Origin of the sequence: Streptomyces melanogenes (genome assembly GCF_014649795.1) — a bacterium.
Taxonomy (GTDB): domain Bacteria; phylum Actinomycetota; class Actinomycetes; order Streptomycetales; family Streptomycetaceae; genus Streptomyces; species Streptomyces noboritoensis.
In genome coordinates, this window is record NZ_BMTS01000020.1 from 1 (window position 1) to 18198 (window position 18198).

Consider the following 18198-nt stretch of genomic DNA (forward strand, 5'->3'; position numbering starts at 1 on the left):
TGGTACTGCAGGGGGGACCCTGTGGGAGAGTAGGACACCGCCGAACAAATTTTGAGAAAAGCCCCGTACCGGGAAACCGGTACGGGGCTTTTCTGCGTTTACCGGCGTTTAGGGTCGAGCCATGCGCTATGACCTCATCATCTTCGACAACGACGGCGTGCTCGTCGACAGCGAGCCGATCTCGAACGCCATCCTCGCCGCGTACCTCACCGAGCTGGGCTTCCCCACCTCGTACGAGGACTCCATTCGCGACTACATGGGCTCCGCCATGCACCGCATCCACGACCTGATCCAGGAGCGGACCGGGCAGGTGCTGCCCGCCGACTTCGACGACGCCTTCCACGCCCGGGTCTTCGCCGCCTTCGAGCGCGAGCTCCAGCCGGTGGCCGGGGCCGCCGACGTACTGGCGAAGCTGGTGGCGGACGGGGTGCCGTACTGCGTCGCTTCCTCCGGGAGCCATGAGCGGATCCGGGTCGGGCACCGTACGACCGGGCTCGACGAGTGGTTCGAGGAGGAGTGGGTGTTCTCCTCGCAGGACGTCGGGCGCGGGAAGCCGGCGCCGGACCTGTTCCTGTACGCCGCTGAGCGCATGGGTGTCGCGCCGGAGCGGTGCGCGGTCGTCGAGGACAGCCCGCTCGGGGTGCAGGCCGCGCTGGCCGCCGGGATGGACGTCTACGGGTTCACCGCCATGACGCCCGAGGAGCGGCTCCAGGGCGCCACGGCCCTCTTCTCCGACATGGCACAGCTGCGCGAATTGCTCGGGTGACCTGTCTACCCAGGGGTAGCTTGCGGCCCTAAGCTCTGCGGCCATGACAGACGCACGCCTGCGGCGGGGCCGGGCGTCCCTCGCGCTCAGCTTCTGCGCGCAGGGCATCGCCTTCGCCCTCCTGGTGACCCGTATCCCCGCGATCCAGGACCAGTACGGGATATCCGACGGCCTGTTGCCGGCGTTCCTCGCGGGTGTGCCGATCCTGGCCGGGGTCGGGAGCGTCACCACCGAGCATCTGGTGAAGCGGGTGGCGCCCAGTGTGGCGCTGCGGTGGGTGCAGCCGCTGGTACTGCTCGCGCTGCTCGGCGTCGCGGCCGGGGACCGGATGTGGCAGGCGGCCGTCTCGCTCGCGGCGTTCGGGCTGGCCGTCGGCGGGCTCGACGCGTGCATGAACATGCTGGGAATCAGCCTTCAGCGGGCGTACGGGCGCAGCATCATCCTGGGCTTCCACGCCGCGTTCAGCCTCGGCGGGATCGTGGGCGCCTCGCTCGCGTGGGTGGGGGCGCACTGGGACCTGTCGCTGCTCGTCTCGTATCTGCCGGTCGTCCTCGTGCTGCTGCCGCTGTGTCTGGCCGGAAGCCGGTGGTACGTGGACGGGGAGGCGGCCGCCCCCGAGGCCGCCTCCGAAAGCCTTGAAAGCTCCGAGAGCGACTCCGCGGGCGGCAAGCCCGTCGCCTTCCGGCTGCTGCTGCCGCTCTGTCTGGTGATGGCCTTCGCCTACATCGGCGACTCGACCGTCTCCAACTGGAGCGCCAAGTACCTCCAGGACGTGCTCGGCAGCTCCGAGCAGCTGTCGACCGTCCCGTACAACGTCTACATGGTCACCACCCTGCTGGGGCGGGCGGCCGGGGACCACGGTGTGCGGCGGTTCGGGGCCGTGGCCGTGGTGCGGGCCGGGGCCGTGCTCGCGAGCGCCGGATTCGCGGTCGTGGCGGTGGCGCCGGGGCCGTGGGTGGGGATGCTCGGGTTCACCATGCTGGGGTTCGGGCTGTGCGTGATCGTGCCGCAGACGTACGCGGCGGCGGGGCGGCTGTTCCCGCACGCCTCGGACGCGGCGATCGCGCGGCTCAACGTCTTCAACTACGTGGGCTACCTCTTCGGGTCGCCGCTGGTCGGCGGGATCGGCGGCGCGTGGAGCTATCGCGGCGCCATGCTCATCCCGATGGTGCTGGTCCTGCTGACGCTGGTGTACGCCCGGTCGTTCGGCGCGGAGGGCGCCCGATACGGTGGCGGGCATGAGCGGCCGCGCACTGTTGATGTGGGATGACGCCGTCACGGCGTACGACTTCGGACCGAGCCATCCGATGGATCCGGTACGGCTCTCGCTGACCATGGGGTTGGTGCGGGCGTACGGGCTGGACAAGGCTCTCGACGTGGTGGCCGCGCCGGCGGCGGGGGACTCGACGCTGCGGCTCGTCCACCGCGAGGACTATGTGGCGGCCGTACGGGCCGCCTCGGCGGATCCGGGGGCCGCGGACCAGGCGTACGGCCTGGGGACCGTGGACGACCCCGCGTTCGCCGGGATGCACGAGGCGTCCGCGCTGATCGCCGGGCAGTCCGTGGGGGCCGCCGAGGCGGTGTGGCGGGGGGACGCGGCGCACGCGGTGAACTTCGCGGGCGGGCTGCACCACGCGATGCCGGGCGGGGCGGCGGGGTTCTGCATCTACAACGACGCGGCGCTCGCGATCGCCCGCCTCCTGGAGCTGGGGGCGGAGCGGGTCGCGTACGTGGACGTGGACGTGCACCACGGGGACGGGGTGCAGACGGCGTTCTGGGACGACCCGAGGGTGCTGACGATCTCGCTCCACGAGCATCCCCGGCTGCTGTTCCCCGGGACGGGGTGGCCGGAGGAGACGGACGCGGACGGTACGGCCGTGAACGTGGCGCTGCCGGCCGGGACCGGGGACGAGGGGTGGCTGCGGGCCTTCCACTCCGTGGTGCCGGAGCTGCTGGCCGAGTTCCGCCCCCAGGTGCTGGTGACGCAGCACGGTGCGGACACGCACTTCGAGGATCCGCTGGCGCATCTGGCGGTCTCGCTGGACGCCCAGCGGGCCGTGCAGGAGGCGTGCCATGCGCTGGCGCACGAGCATGTGGTGGGTGGGAAGTGGGTGGCCCTGGGGGGCGGTGGGTATGCGGTGGTGGATGTGGTGCCGCGGTCGTGGACGCATCTGGTGGGGGTGGTGGGGCATGCGCCCGTCGATCCGGCGTCCGTGATTCCTTCTTCGTGGCGGGATGAAGTGTTTGCTCGTACGCGGCAGTTGGGGCCGGGGCGGATGACTGACGGGCGTGCGGTGTTGTGGCGTGACTGGGAGTCGGGTTACGACCCCGCGGATCGGCTGGATCAGGCGGTTTTGGCTACTCGGCGGGCGGTTTATCCGTTGCGGGGGTTGTTGGCGTAGGGGGGATTCCCCACCCCGCCCCTGCACCCCGCTTCTTTCGTCTGCGGGCCGTGGCCGGTTGCTCGCGCAGTTCCCCGCGCCCCTAAATGCTCGGCTTCGCCATCGCCCGTACCCCCTAGGGGCGCGGGGAACTGCGCGACCAGCCCGCCACCGGCCCGTTACGCCAACTGTGCGGTCTACGGCCCGATTCCGCCCCCCGGCGCCCCGACTGCGAGAGCATCGTTTCGTGTTGAGCACCGGGGCGCTGCGGGCGCATCTGTTGGCTGCGCGGCTGGCCGGGCCTGTGGCCACCTCGCGGGAGGAGAGTCTGCGCAGCTATCGGCTGTTCGCGGCCCGGGATCCGCGGGTCACGCTCGGGCTCGACCCCGAATGGGGGTGGGGCGAGCGGGACTTGCTGCGGCTGATGGCGGACAAGTGCGGGGTGAGTCCGGATCCGGCGCACGTGTCGGGGCCGGACGTCATCGACCCGGAGCGGACGCTCGCGGGGCTCGACGCGCTGGCCGCCAGGATCCACGACGTGGCCGCGCGGCGCGGCGCCGTACTCTTCGGAACCGGGCATCCGCACCGGCTGCTCGCCTTCTACGCCGCCCTCGCGGACGCTTTGTCGGCGGCCGGATGTGATGTCCTCACCCCCGCGCAGGGGCGATGTGTCGACATAACGACCCGGTTCGGGGTACGTACGTACAACCTTGACTACGTACGAGGAGTCGCGCTGGTGCGCGAACCCGGCGCGCGGGGTCCCGCCAGTGAGACCGGCGCACACACCCATTCCCCGCTGCCGGTTCGGGTCGCCCTGGGGGCCGTGGCGACCCTTCGAGGGCGGCTGCCGGACCTGGTCGTGGGAGATCACGGATGGGTCTGCGGAGCAGGTCAGCTGGGTATTGAGGCGGTCGGCCTGGCCGATACGGACGATCCCGCGCTGTTCGTCGGAGAGGCCGAGGGGCGGGTGTCCGTAGCCGTTCCGCTTGATGACGCTGTGCGGTCTGATTACTACAGGCCGCTTACTCGCTATGTACTCAATCGAGCGTGTCTGTCACAGTAGGCGGCCGTTGGCAGCTCCTCTTCCCCACTCGCACCACCCGCCCCTAGTCTGGGGAGTGAGCGCACAGCGACGAAGAGTCACCGGAGGGGAAGCCGGTGCGCGTCGGGTGCGGAAGGTACAGGTGGGTCATGGCTGCTGATCAGAGGCCTCTGAACGAGGTCGTGTTCCTGACCGTGGCGGAAGTCGCCTCGGTGATGCGAGTGTCGAAGATGACCGTGTACCGCTTGGTGCACAGCGGTCATCTGCCGGCGATCCGGGTGGGCAGGTCGTTCAGGGTCCCGGAACAGGCGGTTCAGGAGTACCTCCGAGAGTCCTTCGTGGGGGTGGAGACAGCCTGACGGCGCCCTCGGTTACGACCTCTCCGCTCGGGCGGGTAGGCTAGCCCCTCGTAGGTCGTGTGGGCCCAGACGCCCCGCACCGAGTGAAGAGAAGTGAGCGAGGGTAGTCGTGGGCTCTGTTATCAAGAAGCGGCGCAAGCGGATGGCTAAGAAGAAGCACCGCAAGCTGCTCAAGCGCACCCGCGTTCAGCGTCGCAACAAGAAGTAAGCGACAGCTGTACGTGAACTCGCAGCCCTTCCGCCGTCCTGGTGGGAGGGCTGCGGTGCGTTACCGGCCGCATATCCCGCACGCGATATCCCGTATGCCCTTTCGGCGTCCCGGAAGCCGGTGCCGGGTGCTTTCCGGCGGCCTTTTGGGCAGAGAAATTCCCGGCCACGAGCGACGACGCGGTCATCACCGGGCAACATCCAGCCGCTACGGTGGCGCCAAGGGTGGACCTCAGGCCAAAGGAAGGCGCTGATCTTGGGGAAGGTCGTGCTCGTCACCGGAGTGGCCCGGCAGCTAGGAGGCCGTCTCGTACGGCGCATCCAGCGTGATCCGGAGGTGGACCGGGTGATCGGCGTGGACGCCGTGCCGCCCGGCCACCATCTGGGCGGAGCCGATTTCGTACGGGCGGACATACGGCAGCCCGCCATCGCGCGCGTGCTGGCCGAGCACGCCGTGGACACGGTCGTGCACATGGACGTGACCGGCACGCCGCTGGGCGCCGGCGGGCGGACGGCCGTGAAGGAAACGAACGTCATCGGCACCATGCAGCTGCTCGGCGCGTGCCAGAAGTCGCCGTCGGTGCGGCGCCTGGTGGTGAAGTCGAGCACCAGCGTCTACGGGTCGGCGCCGCGCGATCCGGCCGTCTTCACCGAGACGACCCCGCCGAAGTCGCTGCCGAGCGGCGGCTTCGCCAAGGACGCCGTCGAGGTCGAGGGGTACGTGCGCGGCTTCGCCCGGCGCCGGCCCGACGTGGCGGTGTGCGTGCTGCGGTTCGCGAACATCCTGGGGCCGGGCGCGGACTCGCCGCTCGCCGAGTACTTCTCGCTGCCGGTGCTGCCGACCGTGTTCGGCTACGACCCGCGGCTCCAGTTCGTCCACGAGGACGACGTCATCGACGTGCTGCGGATCGCCGCGCACGAGCCGAGGCGCGGGACGCTCAACAGCGGCACCTTCAACGTGGCCGGGGAGGGCGTGCTGCTGCTCTCGCAGTGCTCGCGGCGCCTGGGCCGCCCTACCGTGCCGGTGCTGCTCCCGGCGGTCCGCTGGGTGGGCTCGGCGCTGCGGTCGGTCGGTGTGAGCGACTTCTCGCCCGAGCAGATCAGGCTGCTCACCCACGGCCGGGTGGTGAGCACCGAGCAGATGCGCCAGACGCTGGGCTTCGAGCCGAAGTACACGACGGCCGGGGCGTTCGCCGACTTCGCGCGCAGCCGGGGTCCCGGGCTGCTGCCGCCGGACGCCCTGGCGCGGGCCGTGGACGGGGTGGCGGCGCTGCCCTTCCGGCCGTTCGCCCAGGCCGCCGCTCCGGCCACCTCCACCTTGTCCACTCCCGGCGCGGAATGAGGAGCTCAACCACGATGGCGGACGCCAAGGTCATTCCGTTCGACGACGACCGCTCGCGCGGCGGCACGCAGCGCCCGGGGCGCCGCCGCTCCGGCGGGCGGCGGGATGCGGCCCCGGAGGCGGCTCCCGCCCCGGTGAGCGCCCTGCCGGGCCAGCAGGCCGTCTCCCAGGGCCAGGAGGGCGGCCGGGGGCCGCAGGAGGCCGCTCACGCCGTCGGCCCGCAGCAGGACGGCGGGCAGGCCGAGGAGGCGCGGGAGCGGCCCGGCGGCGGCTGGGACCGGCGGGTCGCGGGCGGGCTCGCGTTCCTGCGGCGGCGGATCACCGGGGACTACGAGGTCGACGAGTTCGGCTACGACAAGGAGCTCACCGACCAGGTCCTGATGTCCCTGATCCGGCCCTTCTACGAGAAGTACTTCCGGGTGGAGGTGAAGGGCGTCGAGAACATCCCGGCCGAGGGCGGGGCGCTGGTCGTCGCCAACCACTCCGGGACGCTGCCACTGGACGGGCTGATGATGCAGGTGGCCGTCCACGACCACCATCCGGCGGGGCGGCATCTGCGGCTGCTCGCGGCGGACCTGGTGTTCATGCTGCCGGTCGTCAACGAGCTGGCCCGCAAGGCCGGGCACACCCTGGCCTGCGCGGAGGACGCCCAGGCGCTCCTGGAGCGGGGCGAGGTCGTCGGGGTGATGCCGGAGGGCTTCAAGGGCATCGGGAAGCCGTTCAGCGAGCGGTACAAGCTCCAGCGGTTCGGGCGCGGCGGGTTCGTGTCGACCGCGCTGCGGGCCGGGACGCCGATCGTGCCGTGCTCGATCGTCGGGGCCGAGGAGATCTACCCGATGATCGGCAACTCCAAGACGCTGGCCCGGCTGCTCGGCTTCCCGTACTTCCCGATCACGCCCACGTTCCCGTGGCTGGGGCCGGCCGGTCTTGTGCCGCTGCCGACGAAGTGGACGATCCAGTTCGGCGAGCCGATCCCGACCGACGGGTATCCGCCGGAGGCGGCGGAGGACCCGATGCTGATGTTCAACCTGACGGACCAGGTGCGGGAGCAGATCCAGCACACGCTGTACAAGCTGCTGGTGCAGCGGCGGTCGGTCTTCTTCTGACGGTTCCGTCTTCTTCTGGCGGAGGTACGGGTGTGGGGCGCCGGTGGTGAACCGGCGCCCCACACCCGTACGCACGCGGCGGTTACTTCGGTGCGTCCTCGCCCTCGATGCCCAGGCCCGGGAGCAGACCGGGGAGGAGCGGGGGCAGGGTGACGTCCGGGACCGGCGGCTTGGCCGGGGTGGTGCCGGACGTCGGCGGGGTGCTCTTCGACGGGGGGTCGAGGAGGCCGCCGGTGCTGCCGCCGAGCAGGCCCTCGTTCGGCTTGGTGCCCGGGGTGGAGGGCTGCGGCTTGGCGCCGCCGCCTGCCGTGCCGTGCGCCGGGGCCGAGGAGGCCGGGGCGGGGCGGGCCGTGTGGCTCGTCTCGCTCGGGTGCGAGCTGTCCGTACGCCCATGGGTCTTCGTCTTGGGCGGCGGGAGCATCGAACGCAGCGGCTCGACCTCTTGGTCTATGGCGACGAAGACGGAGGTGACCTGGTCGCCGACGTCGGTGAGCTGGGCGGGGAGCTTGTCGCGCAGCTTGCTCCAGCTGTCGCGGTGCGCCGAGGCGAACGACGACAGGGCGGCGATGGGGCCGAGCGAGCCGTCCTTGGCATAGGCGGCGTGGAGGAGGCGGTGGCCCTCCGTCACGTCGTGCTGCATGCCGCTGAGCGCGCGGCGGACCTCGCTCAGCTGCTCGTGGTCGAGGTCGCCGGAGCGGCCGCGCTCCATCAGTCGGCGGGCCTCGCTGAGCCGGGTGGAGGCCTGGTCGAGGTAGATCCGGCCGCGGTCGGCGTCGTCGTCCGCCAGGTTGAGCTTGAGGTCCTCCATGCCGCGCTTCAGCCCGTACAGCGAGTCACCGGGGAGGGCGTCGGAGCTGGCAGCGGCTACGCCGCTGAACGCGCCCGCGGCCACACCGATGCTGAGGCCGCCCGCAGCGATGCCCTTCGACCAGCGGGAGCGGGGGCGCAATTTCCGGAGCGGGGTCGCCCGGTGGGCGCCCCGGCCGGTCCGCTGCTCGGGCACCTGAGGGTCGGCGGCGCCACCCGAAGCGAACATCTGCTCCATGGCGGCCACGAGCAGCGCCCGCTGCTCCACCTTCACCTGTGGGTCCAGCTCGGGTTTGGGCAGCTCGCCGAGGACGGTCGCCAGGGTCAACAGGTCGGCTTCCGCCGCCTGTTCGGCCGTGGCGGCCTGGGTGGCGGGTGGCTGCTGGGCCGCCGAGGCTTCTTCCAGGGCCTGGGCGAAGGCGTTCGCCCGCCGGTGCGCCGATACGTTCGCGATCACTGGCGGCACCTCCTCTCGTCATCACGGTCGACTCCCCAAGGGGCCTGGAAGGTTGCACGCCTTGAGCACATCCACACGATCGAGTGAGCGGCCGTGGACATGGCGTGACCACAGGGAGCCTGCATCCGGCACAACGACGGACGCGGCACTTGGGTTACGGACGAAGGATGATCGGACCACAGTGTGACCAGGGCACCACTGAGTGCTCACCGAAGGTGAGTTGAGGGCCTCGCTACGGGCTTCGAAGGGGCCGCTGCCCCGTTGGACGGGGAGCGGCTCAGCGGGCGTCTTCGGGGAGGAGCCGGGCGAGGGTGCGCACGGCGCGGTACTGGAGGGTCTTGATGGCGCCCTCGTTCTTGCCCATGACGCGGGCGGTCTCGGCGACCGAGAGGCCCTGGAGGAAGCGCAGGGTGACGCACTCCTGCTGCTGCGGATTGAGTTTCCGTACGGCTTCGAGGAGCGCGGCGTTGGAGAGGGACTCCAGGACGGAGTCCTCGGGCGAGCGCTCCACTTCGTTGGCGTCGAGCATTTCGCCGGTGGTCACTTCCAGTCGGAAACGGCTCGACTTGAAGTGGTCCGCGACCAGGTTGCGCGCGATCGTGACCAGCCAGGCACCGAAGTCGCGGCCCTGCCAAGTGAAGGTGGAGATCCGGCGCAGGGCGCGCAGGAAGGTCTCGCTGGTGAGGTCCTCGGCGGTGGCCTTGCCGCCGACGCGGTAGTAGATGTACCGGTACACCGTGTCGCTGTACTGGTCGTACAGCCGTCCGAAGGCGTCGGCCTCGCCCGCCTGGGCGCGTTCGACGAGGTCCATCATGCGGGCGCTGTCGCTGTCCGCGCTGGGGCGGCGGGCGGTCGGCGTCGCGGACGTGCCCGTGCTGCGGCCGCCGCTCCGTCTTCCGACCGCGGCGCCGCCGTCTGCCAGCGCGTAGCAGGCACCGAGCGGTGAGGCGGTGGCGAAGGCGGGGGCGGTGGCGTACGCGGTGGGGACGAAGCCGCGCAGACGGTCGACGACCGCTGCGCGCAGCGTAGCCAGGCCCGAGGCGTCAACCCCGACGTGTGGGTACACGGGACTCCCAGAGGCAGAGCTTCCATCACGTGCAGTGCGGGACCGTTCACCCGCCGTGGCGATGTGTGGGTTCCGGTATGCGTCTGAGGAGAATAACGCTTCGTGCAGGGAGCGCTACACCCAGTTGCTCAAATCGTCGATTCCGTCGCTTCTGTTACGTCTATGGGGCGGATTGGGTTGCGGAGTGTGATCGGGTGATGGCGGGGTGGTGATCGATGTTGATCGGTTGGGGGGTGGGATGTGGCCGAGTGGGGGGTGGGGGACTGGTGGGGGTTCCCTGCGGGTAAGCAGTCCCGGATCGGCCCCACCCCGCCCCTTCGCCTAAACCCTCCGGGGGTGGGTGGGGGGGTGAGGCGCGTCTCCCAGGGGCTGCGCCCCCGGACCCCTTTTGCGGGGCCTGCGGCCCCTGCACCCCGCTTCGTTCGTCTGCGGGCCGTCCCCAACTGGTCGCGCAGTTCCCCGCGCCCCTAGAAAGCGCCCCTTCGGGGCGCCCCTGTAGGGGCGCGGGGAACTGCGCGCGCAACCGGCCACGGTCCGCAGACTCAAGCGGGTTTAGGGGCGCGGGGAACTGCGCGACCAGCCCGCCACCGGGTCACAGGTGAAAGTGATCCTGAAACGCCTCAGCGCCTGCGGCGATGCAGCGCTACCGCCGCCGCCGTGCCGCCGGCGAGCGCGCCTACGCCCGCCGCCGCCGGGATGCCGACCTTCGCCGCCTTGCGGCCCGTGCGATAGTCCCGCAGGCGCCACTCCCTCGCCCGCGCGTGCTTGCGCAGCTTCGCGTCGGGGTTGATGGCGTAGGGGTGGCCGACCAAGGACAGCATGGGGATGTCGTTGTGGGAGTCGCTGTACGCCGCGCAGCGCGTGAGGTCCAGGCCCTCCGCCGCCGCCAGGGCGCGTACCGCCTCCGCCTTGGCGGGGCCGTGCAGCGGCTCGCCCACCAGGCGGCCGGTGTACACGCCGCCCACGGACTCCGCGACCGTGCCGAGCGCGCCCGTCAGGCCGAGCCGGCGCGCGATGATCGTGGCGGTCTCCACCGGCGCGGCCGTCACCAGCCACACCTTCTGACCCGCGTCCAGGTGCGCCTGGGCCAGCGCGCGCGTGCCGGGCCAGATGCGGTCCGCCATGTACTCGTCGTAGATCTCCTCGCCGATGGTCATCAGCTCGGAGACGCGGTGGCCCTTGACGATGGACAGGGCGCTCTCGCGCGCGTCCTGCATGTGCTCGGGGTCCTCGACCCCGGCCAGCCGGAACCACGCCTGCTGCCAGGCGAACCGGGCCAGATCGCGGCGCTGGAAGAACTTCCGCTTGTACAGGCCCCGCCCGAAGTGGAAGATCGCCGCGCCCTGCATCACCGTGTTGTCGAGGTCGAAGAAGGCTGCGGCCAGGTCGTCCCCGACGACCGGGAACTCCGGCTCGGAGGGAGCGCCGGAAGCGGAATCCGCGTCGGCCTTCCTTCTGGCTTCCGCTTCGGCCAGTTCCGCCAGTTCCTGTTCGGACTTGCGGGCTGCCTCGGCTGCGGCCTCGCCGGCCAGCACGCTGCGGGCTGTCGCCGAGCGCCTACGAGGGGTGAGCCATCCCAGTACGGCCATGTCGTGAGCATAGCCAGTCTGTTCGGTCGCGCCCGACACGCCGGGATGCGATGGCGTGAACACTCCGAGGCGGGACTGTTAAACGGGGTGGAGTGCCGCAAATCCCGCTTATGGGATGGGCGCCCGTTCCGTAGGCGGAGAATGGGCTTATGAGTCCTCTCTTTCGGCGGGGGAAGTCCCCGCAGAGCCCCGACCGGGCCGACCGGTCCGCCCCGCTCGTCACGCTCATCGGCAAGCCCGGCTGCCACCTGTGCGACGACGCCCGCGCCGTCGTCGAGCGCGTGTGCGCCGAGACCGGTGCGGTGTGGGAGGAGAAGGACATCACTCAGGACGAGGCGCTGCACCGCGAGTACTGGGAGCAGATTCCGGTCGTTCTCGTCGACGGCGCGCAGCACACCTTCTGGCGCGTGGACCCCGCGCGGCTCAGGAGCGCGTTGGGCGCGTGAGGCGGGTGGGGCGCTTGTGCCCACCCATGTGCGCCCGTGCAACCGCGACCCTCTGCTCGACCCCGTGATCGAGTGGGTGATCAGCGGTAGTTGTGGTTACCATCGAGGTCGTTTTGTCGCGTTCGGGGGTGACATCGTGGAGAGGTGTGTACGGTTTTGCCCCCTTCGGGTTCTCAACGGGCCGACTTCGCTGTCGGTTCCCGGAAATCGGCGCCGGTTCGCGTGAGCCCGGTCACTTTGCTCGGACAAAGCGGACACCATCTTTGTGCACGCGTTCACAAAGACATAGCCTGCATTCGACGGGGCGGTCCTGGGACACATGGCCGCCTGCCTCGCTCATCCCGCAGGAGCACCGTGGCAACTGGCCGAACTCACCGACCGGCGACCCGTAGCCGAGGAATCCCCGAGGCCACCGTCGCCAGGCTTCCGCTGTATCTGCGTGCGCTGACCGGACTGTCGGAGCGCTCCGTACCCACGGTCTCCTCCGAGGAGCTGGCCGCGGCCGCGGGGGTCAACTCCGCGAAGCTGCGCAAGGACTTCTCGTACCTCGGCTCGTACGGGACCAGGGGCGTCGGCTACGACGTCGAGTACCTCGTCTACCAGATCTCCCGCGAGCTCGGCCTCACCCAGGACTGGCCGGTCGTCATCGTCGGCATCGGCAACCTCGGCGCGGCCCTCGCCAACTACGGCGGCTTCGCCTCCCGCGGCTTCCGGGTCGCCGCGCTGATCGACGCGGACCCCGCGATGGCGGGCAAGCCCGTCGCCGGGATCCCGGTGCAGCACTCCGACGACCTGGAGAAGATCATCAGCGAGAACGGGGTCTCCATCGGCGTCATCGCGACGCCGGCGGGCGCCGCGCAGCCGGTCTGCGACCGCCTGGTCGCCGCCGGGGTCACCTCCATCCTGAACTTCGCGCCGACCGTCCTGTCGGTGCCCGAGGGCGTCGACGTGCGCAAGGTCGACCTCTCCATCGAGCTGCAGATCCTCGCCTTCCACGAGCAGCGCAAGGCCGGTGAGGACGCGGCCGCGGCCGAGGCCGCCGACGTCGTGGCGCCCGTGGTGCGCGGCGGCGCGGCCGTGGACCGGAAGGGACCCGACGGGGACATGCCCGCCGTGATGCCGGCATGAGCCTCCTGGTCGTCGGCCTCAGCCACCGCAGCGCCCCCGTCAGCATCCTGGAGCGGGCCTCCCTCTCCGCGGACGCGCAGGTCAAGCTGTTGCAGGACACCCTGGCCGCGGAGCCCGCCGCCGAGGCGGCGGTCCTGGCCACCTGCAACCGGATCGAGCTGTACGCGGACGTGGACAAGTTCCACGCGGGCGTCGCCGAGCTCTCCACGCTGCTCGCCCAGCACAGCGGCGTCAGTCTGGAGGAGCTCACTCCGTATCTCTATGTGCACTACGAGGACCGGGCCGTCCACCACCTCTTCTCGGTGGCGTGCGGGCTCGACTCGATGGTCGTGGGCGAGGGGCAGATCCTCGGCCAGATCAAGGACACCCTCGCGCTGGGGCAGGAGCTCCACACCGCCGGGCGGCTCCTCAACGACCTGTTCCAGCAGGCCCTGCGGGTCGGCAAGCGCGCCCACAGCGAGACCGGTATCGACCGGGCCGGGCAGTCCCTGGTCACCTTCGGCCTGGAGCAGCTGGCCGTCGGCGTCTCCGTCGAGGGCTGGGCCAAGGACAAGCGCGCCCTGGTGATCGGCGCGGGCTCGATGTCCTCGCTGGCCGCGGCGACGCTGGCGCGCGCCGGAGTGCGCGAGGTGATCGTCGCCAACCGCACGCCCGCCCGCGCCGAGCGCCTGGTCGAGATCCTCAACGAGTCGGGCACGGCCGCCCGCGCGGTGTCGATGGCCGACGTCGCGCGCGAGCTGACACGAGTCGACGTGGCGGTTTCCTGTACGGGCGCGACCGGTCTGGTTCTGACGGCTCAGGCCGTCGGCGACGCGGTCGGCGCCCCGGTCCCGGCCGCTCCCGCGAGCCAGGCGCCCGCCGCCGAGGGCTGCCCCGTCGACTTCGCCGCCACGGCCGCCGCCGGGGCCGGACTCGCCGCGTACACCGCGGTCGCCGAGGCCGCCGACGCCGTACGCGACCAGGGCGTCGACGCCGACTCCCTCGAACTGCACGGCAGTTGGGCCGACAACGCCACCGGCGCCCGGCCCGCCGCACAGCGCCGCATCCCCGCGCAGAGCGGCCCGGTCCGGCTCGCGCTGCTCGACCTCGCCATGCCGCGCGACATCGACGCCGCCGTCCACCGCATCCCCGGTGTGCGCCTCGTCGACATCGAGTCGCTCGCCGAGGCCTCGGCCGACGCGCCGATGGCCGCCGACGTCGACCAGGTGCGCTCGATCGTCTCCGACGAGGTCGCCGCCTTCGGTGCCGCCCAGCGCGCCGCGCACATCACGCCGACCGTGGTCGCGCTGCGCGCCATGGCCGCCGACGTGGTGGCCGGCGAGGTGGCGCGCCTGGAGGGGCGGCTGCCCGACCTGGACGAGAAGCAGCGCGCCGAGGTCACCCAGACCGTGCGCCGCGTCGTCGACAAGCTGCTGCACGCGCCGACCGTGCGGATCAAGCAGCTGGCGGCCGAGCCCGGCGGCGCCGGGTACGCGGACGCGCTGCGCACACTCTTCGACCTCGACCCGGAGACGGTCGCCGCCGTGTCGCGGGCCGATCTGAACGACGTCGACGTCAAGAACCGAGACGCGAAGAACCGAGGGCGGTCATGACCCAGAAAGCACTGAGGCTGGGGACCAGGCGCAGCATGCTCGCCATGGCCCAGTCCGGCCAGGTGGCCGACGCCGTACGGCAGGTGACCGGGCGTCCGGTCGAGCTGGTGGAGATCACCACGTACGGCGACACCTCGCGCGAGCACCTGGCGCAGATCGGCGGCACGGGCGTCTTCGTGACCGCGCTGCGCGACGCGCTGCTGAGCGGCGAGGTCGACTTCGCCGTGCACTCGCTCAAGGACCTGCCGACCGCACAGCCCGACGACCTCGTGCTCGCCGCCGTGCCGGTCCGCGAGGACCCGCGCGACGTGCTGGTGGCGCGCGACGGGCTGACCCTGACCGAGCTGGCCGCCGCCGCCGAGGGCCGCCCGGTCCGCATAGGCACCGGCTCGCCCCGGCGCATGTCGCAGCTGAACGCGTACGCGCGCAGCCACGGCCTCGCCGTCGAAACCGTGCCGATCCGGGGGAACATCGACACCCGGATCGGATTCGCGCACAGCGGTGAACTCGACGCGGTGGTACTCGCCGCGGCCGGGCTGAACCGCATCGGCAGGATCGGTGAGGTGACCGATTTCCTTCCGGTCGACACCATGCTGCCCGCCCCCGGCCAGGGGGCACTGGCGATCGAGTGCACGGCAGCCGATGCCGACCTCGCCGCCGCGCTCGCCGAGCTCGACGACCCGTACACCCGGGTCGCCGTGACCGCCGAGCGGTCCCTGCTCGCCGCCCTGGAGGCCGGCTGTTCCGCACCTGTGGGTGCCTACGCCGACCTGCTGGCCGACGGACAGGTTGTTCATGAGATGCGCCTGCGCGGCGTCGTCGGTACCACCGACGGCTCGACGCTGGTGCAGTTGTCCATCACCGGTCCCGTACCTGCGTCGCACGACGAAGCCGTGGCGCTCGGTCGCGAACTCGCGGTCGAGATGCTTGCCAAGGGTGCGGCCGGTCTTATGGGGGAGCGAGCACTTTGAGCCCCACCACGTCCTCGAACCTTCCCGCCGTCTCCGCGCACGGGTGCGTCACCTTCCTCGGTGCCGGCCCTGGGGACCCGGGACTGCTGACGCTGCGCGCCGTGGAAGCGCTGGCGTCGGCCGATGTCCTGATCGCCGAGCCGGCTGTGCTCGACGTGGTTCGCGCGCATGCGCGGGCAGGTGTGGACACGCCTCAGCTGACGGTAGTTGACGAGGCGTCAGCCACCGCAGGAGTCCCCGTGTTGCGGGACGCGGCCAATCTTGTCATGGAGGCCGCGCGCTCCGGCAGGCGGGTCGTCCGTGCCGTCTCCGGGGACCCCGGGCTCGACGGCAGCGCGGGCGACGAGATGCTCGCCTGCGCCGCGGAGGGCATCCCCTTCGAGGTCGTGCCCGGTGTCGCGACGGCGGTGGGCGTACCCGCGTACGCCGGTGTACCGCTCAGCGACACCTCGGGCGGCGCCGACGTCCGCTTCGTCGACGCGCGCAGCGCGGACGACCGCTGCTGGACCGAGGTCGGCGCGAGCGACGGCACGGTCGTCGTCTCCGCGACCCTGGAGACGGTGGCCGCGGCGGCGGGCGAACTCGTCGCGGCGGGCCGCAAGCCCGATACGCCGATGACGGTGACGATCGCCGGTACGACCACGCGCCAGCGCACCTGGAACGCGACGCTCGGCTCGGTCGCCCAGGTCCTCAAGCAGGCGAAGGTGCTGCCGTCCCCGGACGGGCACCAGCCGGTGATAGCCGTGGTCGGCGAGCGCACCGCCGCCGCCCAGCGCGACCGGCTGTCGTGGTTCGAGTCCAAGCCGCTCTTCGGGTGGCGGGTGCTCGTACCGCGCACGAAGGAGCAGGCGGCGTCGCTCTCCGACCAGCTGCGTTCGTACGGCGCGGTGCCGCACGAGGTGCCGACCATCGCCGTCGAGCCGCCGCGCACGCCGCAGCAGATGGAGCGGGCGGTCAAGGGCCTGGTCACGGGCCGCTACGAGTGGATCGCCTTCACCTCCGTCAACGCGGTCAAGGCCGTGCGCGAGAAGTTCGAGGAGTACGGGCTCGACGCGCGCGCGTTCGCGGGCATCAAGGTCGCGGCGGTCGGCGAGCAGACGGCGGCGGCGCTGGTGGAGTTCGGCGTGAAGCCGGACCTCGTGCCGAGCGGCGAGCAGTCGGCGGCGGGCCTCCTTGAGGACTGGCCGCCCTACGACCCGGTCTTCGACCCGATCGACCGCGTCTTCCTGCCCCGGGCGGACATCGCCACCGAGACGCTGGTGGCCGGGCTCATCGAGCTGGGCTGGGAGGTGGACGACGTCACGGCGTACCGGACCGTGCGCGCGTCGCCGCCGCCGGCGGACACGCGTGAGGCGATCAAGGGCGGCGGCTTCGACGCGGTGCTCTTCACGTCGTCCTCGACCGTCCGCAACCTGGTCGGCATCGCGGGCAAGCCGCACAACGTGACGGTGATCGCGTGTATCGGCCCGGCCACGGCCAAGACGGCCGAGGAGCACGGGCTCCGGGTGGACGTGATGGCCCCCGAGCCGTCGGTCCTGAAACTGGCGGAGGCCCTGGCCGAGTTCGGCGCGGCGCGCCGCGCGGCGGCGGTGGAGGCGGGGGAGCACGTGACCCGCCCGAGCGAGCGCCGGCCTGGGGCACGGCGCCGTCGTACGACCTGAGCCCGTGGGCGGCCCGGGGGCACAGCCCCCGGCCCCCCGGCGGGCTGCGCCCGGCCCCGTTCGTCTGCGGACCGTGGGTGGCTGGTCGCGCAGTTCCCCGCGCCCCTGAAGATGCCGCTCCGCGGCAATCCCCCTGAGCGCCCCGAAGGGGCGATCTCAGGGGCGCGGGGAACTGCGCGACCAGTTGGGGACGGTCCGCAGACGAAGAACCCAGCCGCCCGGCCAGGGCTTTCGGGAAGGGGCGGGGTGGGGCAAAAACCCCCGGGGGGAGCGGCGTAGCGTAGGTGCATGACCTACGGATCCTTCCCCGGCGCCCGCCCCCGGCGGCTCCGCACCACCCCCGCCATGCGCCGCATGGTCGCCGAGACCCGGCTGCACCCCGCCGACCTGATCCTCCCCGCGTTCGTACGCGAGGGCATCACGGAACCCGTCCCCATCCAGGCCATGCCCGGCGTCGTGCAGCACTCGCTCGACACCCTGCGCAAGGCCGCCGTGGAGGCCGTGGAGGCCGGGGTCGCCGGGATCATGCTCTTCGGCGTGCCGGAGGACGAGAAGAAGGACGCGGCCGGGACCGCGGGCACGGACCCCGACGGCATCCTCCAGGTCGCCATCCGCGCCGTGCGCGAAGAGATCGGGGACGACCTCGTCGTCATGTCCGACCTCTGCCTCGACGAGTACACCGACCACGGCCACTGCGGCGTCCTCGACGCCGACGGGCGCGTCGACAACGACGCCACCCTGGAGCGGTACGCCGAGATGGCCCAGGTCCAGGCCGACGCCGGCGTCCACGTCGTCGGCCCCAGCGGCATGATGGACGGTCAGGTCGGCGTCGTGCGCGACGCCCTCGACCAGACCGGCCACGAGGACGTCTCGATCCTCGCCTACACCGCGAAGTACTCCTCCGCCTTCTACGGCCCCTTCCGCGAGGCCGTCGGCTCCTCCCTCCAGGGCGACCGCAAGACGTACCAGCAGGATCCCGCCAACGTCCGCGAGTCCCTGCGCGAGCTCGCGCTCGACCTCGACGAGGGCGCCGACATGGTCATGGTGAAGCCCGCGGGCCCCTACCTCGACATCCTCGCCAAGGTCGCCGAGTCGGTGGACGTGCCCGTCGCCGCGTACCAGATCAGCGGTGAGTACGCGATGGTCGAGGCCGCCGCCGAGAAGGGCTGGATCGACCGCGACCGGGCGATCCTGGAGACTCTGACGGGAATCAAGCGGGCCGGTGCGAACATGATCCTGACGTACTGGGCGACGGAGGTCGCCCGCGGTCTGTAGGAC

The 18198-nt window shown here is 71.6% G+C and carries 17 protein-coding genes; 14 read left to right on the forward strand and 3 right to left on the reverse strand.

Annotation, left to right across the window (positions count from 1 at the left end):
• Positions 1–121 precede the first annotated feature (121 nt).
• The 8 genes from IE252_RS32840 (at position 122) to IE252_RS32875 (ending at position 7203) form a co-directional block, all read left to right on the forward strand.
• Positions 122–766, forward strand: a complete 645-nt coding sequence (locus IE252_RS32840; protein ID WP_190093098.1) for an HAD family hydrolase — start codon at positions 122–124, stop codon at positions 764–766.
• Positions 767–809: 43 nt separating this feature from the next.
• Entirely contained in the window at positions 810–2036 is a 1227-nt protein-coding gene (locus IE252_RS32845) for an MFS transporter (protein ID WP_190093099.1), read from the forward strand.
• Entirely contained in the window at positions 2005–3168 is a 1164-nt protein-coding gene (locus IE252_RS32850) for an acetoin utilization protein AcuC (RefSeq protein WP_190093100.1), read from the forward strand. Before IE252_RS32845 ends, IE252_RS32850 begins: the two co-directional genes overlap by 32 nt.
• Positions 3169–3394: 226 nt before the next feature.
• Entirely contained in the window at positions 3395–4210 is an 816-nt protein-coding gene (locus IE252_RS32855; RefSeq protein ID WP_190093101.1) for a phosphatase, read from the forward strand.
• Between the two features lie 128 nt (positions 4211–4338).
• Positions 4339–4548 carry a helix-turn-helix domain-containing protein gene (locus IE252_RS32860; RefSeq protein ID WP_159047648.1) on the forward strand — a complete coding sequence of 70 codons (210 nt, stop codon included), beginning with the start codon at positions 4339–4341 and terminating at the stop codon, positions 4546–4548.
• A gap of 109 nt (positions 4549–4657) precedes the next feature.
• Entirely contained in the window at positions 4658–4756 is a 99-nt protein-coding gene (locus IE252_RS32865) for a 30S ribosomal protein bS22 (protein ID WP_003948845.1), read from the forward strand.
• Between the two features lie 255 nt (positions 4757–5011).
• Positions 5012–6097 (forward strand): NAD-dependent epimerase/dehydratase family protein, encoded by a 1086-nt coding sequence (locus tag IE252_RS32870; protein WP_229848944.1) that lies wholly within the window; start codon positions 5012–5014, stop codon positions 6095–6097.
• Positions 6098–6111: 14 nt separating this feature from the next.
• The gene (locus IE252_RS32875) at positions 6112–7203 is read left to right on the forward strand and encodes a lysophospholipid acyltransferase family protein (RefSeq protein ID WP_190093102.1); all 1092 of its coding nucleotides are present in this window, start codon (positions 6112–6114) and stop codon (positions 7201–7203) included.
• A gap of 82 nt (positions 7204–7285) precedes the next feature.
• On the opposite strand, the gene IE252_RS32880 is transcribed toward IE252_RS32875, so the two are convergent.
• From IE252_RS32880 to IE252_RS32890, 3 genes are all read right to left on the reverse strand, one after another.
• A complete protein-coding gene (locus IE252_RS32880; protein ID WP_190093103.1) occupies positions 7286–8467 on the reverse strand; it encodes a DUF5667 domain-containing protein in 1182 nt (393 codons plus the stop codon).
• A 277-nt stretch (positions 8468–8744) separates the two neighbouring features.
• Positions 8745–9533 carry an ECF subfamily RNA polymerase sigma factor, BldN family gene (locus IE252_RS32885; RefSeq protein ID WP_101389463.1) on the reverse strand — a complete coding sequence of 263 codons (789 nt, stop codon included), beginning with the start codon at positions 9531–9533 and terminating at the stop codon, positions 8745–8747.
• Between the two features lie 620 nt (positions 9534–10153).
• Complete coding sequence (locus IE252_RS32890; RefSeq protein WP_190093104.1) at positions 10154–11122, reverse strand: HAD family hydrolase; 969 nt, start codon at positions 11120–11122, stop codon at positions 10154–10156.
• Between the two features lie 149 nt (positions 11123–11271).
• Here IE252_RS32890 and IE252_RS32895 point away from each other — a divergent pair, with 149 nt between their 5' ends.
• From IE252_RS32895 to hemB, 6 genes are all read left to right on the forward strand, one after another.
• On the forward strand, positions 11272–11568 hold the full coding sequence (locus IE252_RS32895) for a glutaredoxin family protein (RefSeq protein ID WP_190093105.1): 297 nt from the start codon (positions 11272–11274) through the stop codon (positions 11566–11568).
• A gap of 354 nt (positions 11569–11922) precedes the next feature.
• Positions 11923–12696: a redox-sensing transcriptional repressor Rex gene (locus IE252_RS32900; RefSeq protein ID WP_190093106.1), complete on the forward strand. Its 774-nt coding sequence runs from the start codon at positions 11923–11925 to the stop codon at positions 12694–12696.
• Positions 12693–14288, forward strand: coding sequence for a glutamyl-tRNA reductase (locus tag IE252_RS32905; RefSeq protein WP_190093107.1), 1596 nt, complete (start codon positions 12693–12695; stop codon positions 14286–14288). Before IE252_RS32900 ends, IE252_RS32905 begins: the two co-directional genes overlap by 4 nt.
• Positions 14285–15259, forward strand: coding sequence for a hydroxymethylbilane synthase (gene hemC, locus IE252_RS32910; protein WP_190093108.1), 975 nt, complete (start codon positions 14285–14287; stop codon positions 15257–15259). The genes IE252_RS32905 and hemC overlap by 4 nt, the downstream gene beginning before the upstream one ends.
• Complete coding sequence (locus IE252_RS32915; RefSeq protein ID WP_190093109.1) at positions 15256–16920, forward strand: bifunctional uroporphyrinogen-III C-methyltransferase/uroporphyrinogen-III synthase; 1665 nt, start codon at positions 15256–15258, stop codon at positions 16918–16920. The genes hemC and IE252_RS32915 overlap by 4 nt, the downstream gene beginning before the upstream one ends.
• Before the next feature lie 288 nt (positions 16921–17208).
• Positions 17209–18195: a porphobilinogen synthase gene (gene hemB, locus IE252_RS32920; protein WP_190093110.1), complete on the forward strand. Its 987-nt coding sequence runs from the start codon at positions 17209–17211 to the stop codon at positions 18193–18195.
• Positions 18196–18198 lie beyond the last annotated feature (3 nt).

What these genes read in the sequence shown, in the direction of transcription:
- IE252_RS32845 (WP_190093099.1), top strand. Translation starts at nt 810, where the DNA reads ATGACAGACGCACGCCTGCGGCGGGGCCGGGCGTCCCTCGCGCTCAGC.
- IE252_RS32890 (WP_190093104.1), bottom strand. Translation starts at nt 11,122, where the DNA reads ATGGCCGTACTGGGATGGCTCACCCCTCGTAGGCGCTCGGCGACAGCC.
- IE252_RS32860 (WP_159047648.1), top strand. Translation starts at nt 4,339, where the DNA reads ATGGCTGCTGATCAGAGGCCTCTGAACGAGGTCGTGTTCCTGACCGTG.
- IE252_RS32850 (WP_190093100.1), top strand. Translation starts at nt 2,005, where the DNA reads ATGAGCGGCCGCGCACTGTTGATGTGGGATGACGCCGTCACGGCGTAC.
- IE252_RS32875 (WP_190093102.1), top strand. Translation starts at nt 6,112, where the DNA reads ATGGCGGACGCCAAGGTCATTCCGTTCGACGACGACCGCTCGCGCGGC.
- IE252_RS32895 (WP_190093105.1), top strand. Translation starts at nt 11,272, where the DNA reads ATGAGTCCTCTCTTTCGGCGGGGGAAGTCCCCGCAGAGCCCCGACCGG.
- hemC (WP_190093108.1), top strand. Translation starts at nt 14,285, where the DNA reads ATGACCCAGAAAGCACTGAGGCTGGGGACCAGGCGCAGCATGCTCGCC.
- IE252_RS32840 (WP_190093098.1), top strand. Translation starts at nt 122, where the DNA reads ATGCGCTATGACCTCATCATCTTCGACAACGACGGCGTGCTCGTCGAC.
- IE252_RS32905 (WP_190093107.1), top strand. Translation starts at nt 12,693, where the DNA reads ATGAGCCTCCTGGTCGTCGGCCTCAGCCACCGCAGCGCCCCCGTCAGC.
- hemB (WP_190093110.1), top strand. Translation starts at nt 17,209, where the DNA reads ATGACCTACGGATCCTTCCCCGGCGCCCGCCCCCGGCGGCTCCGCACC.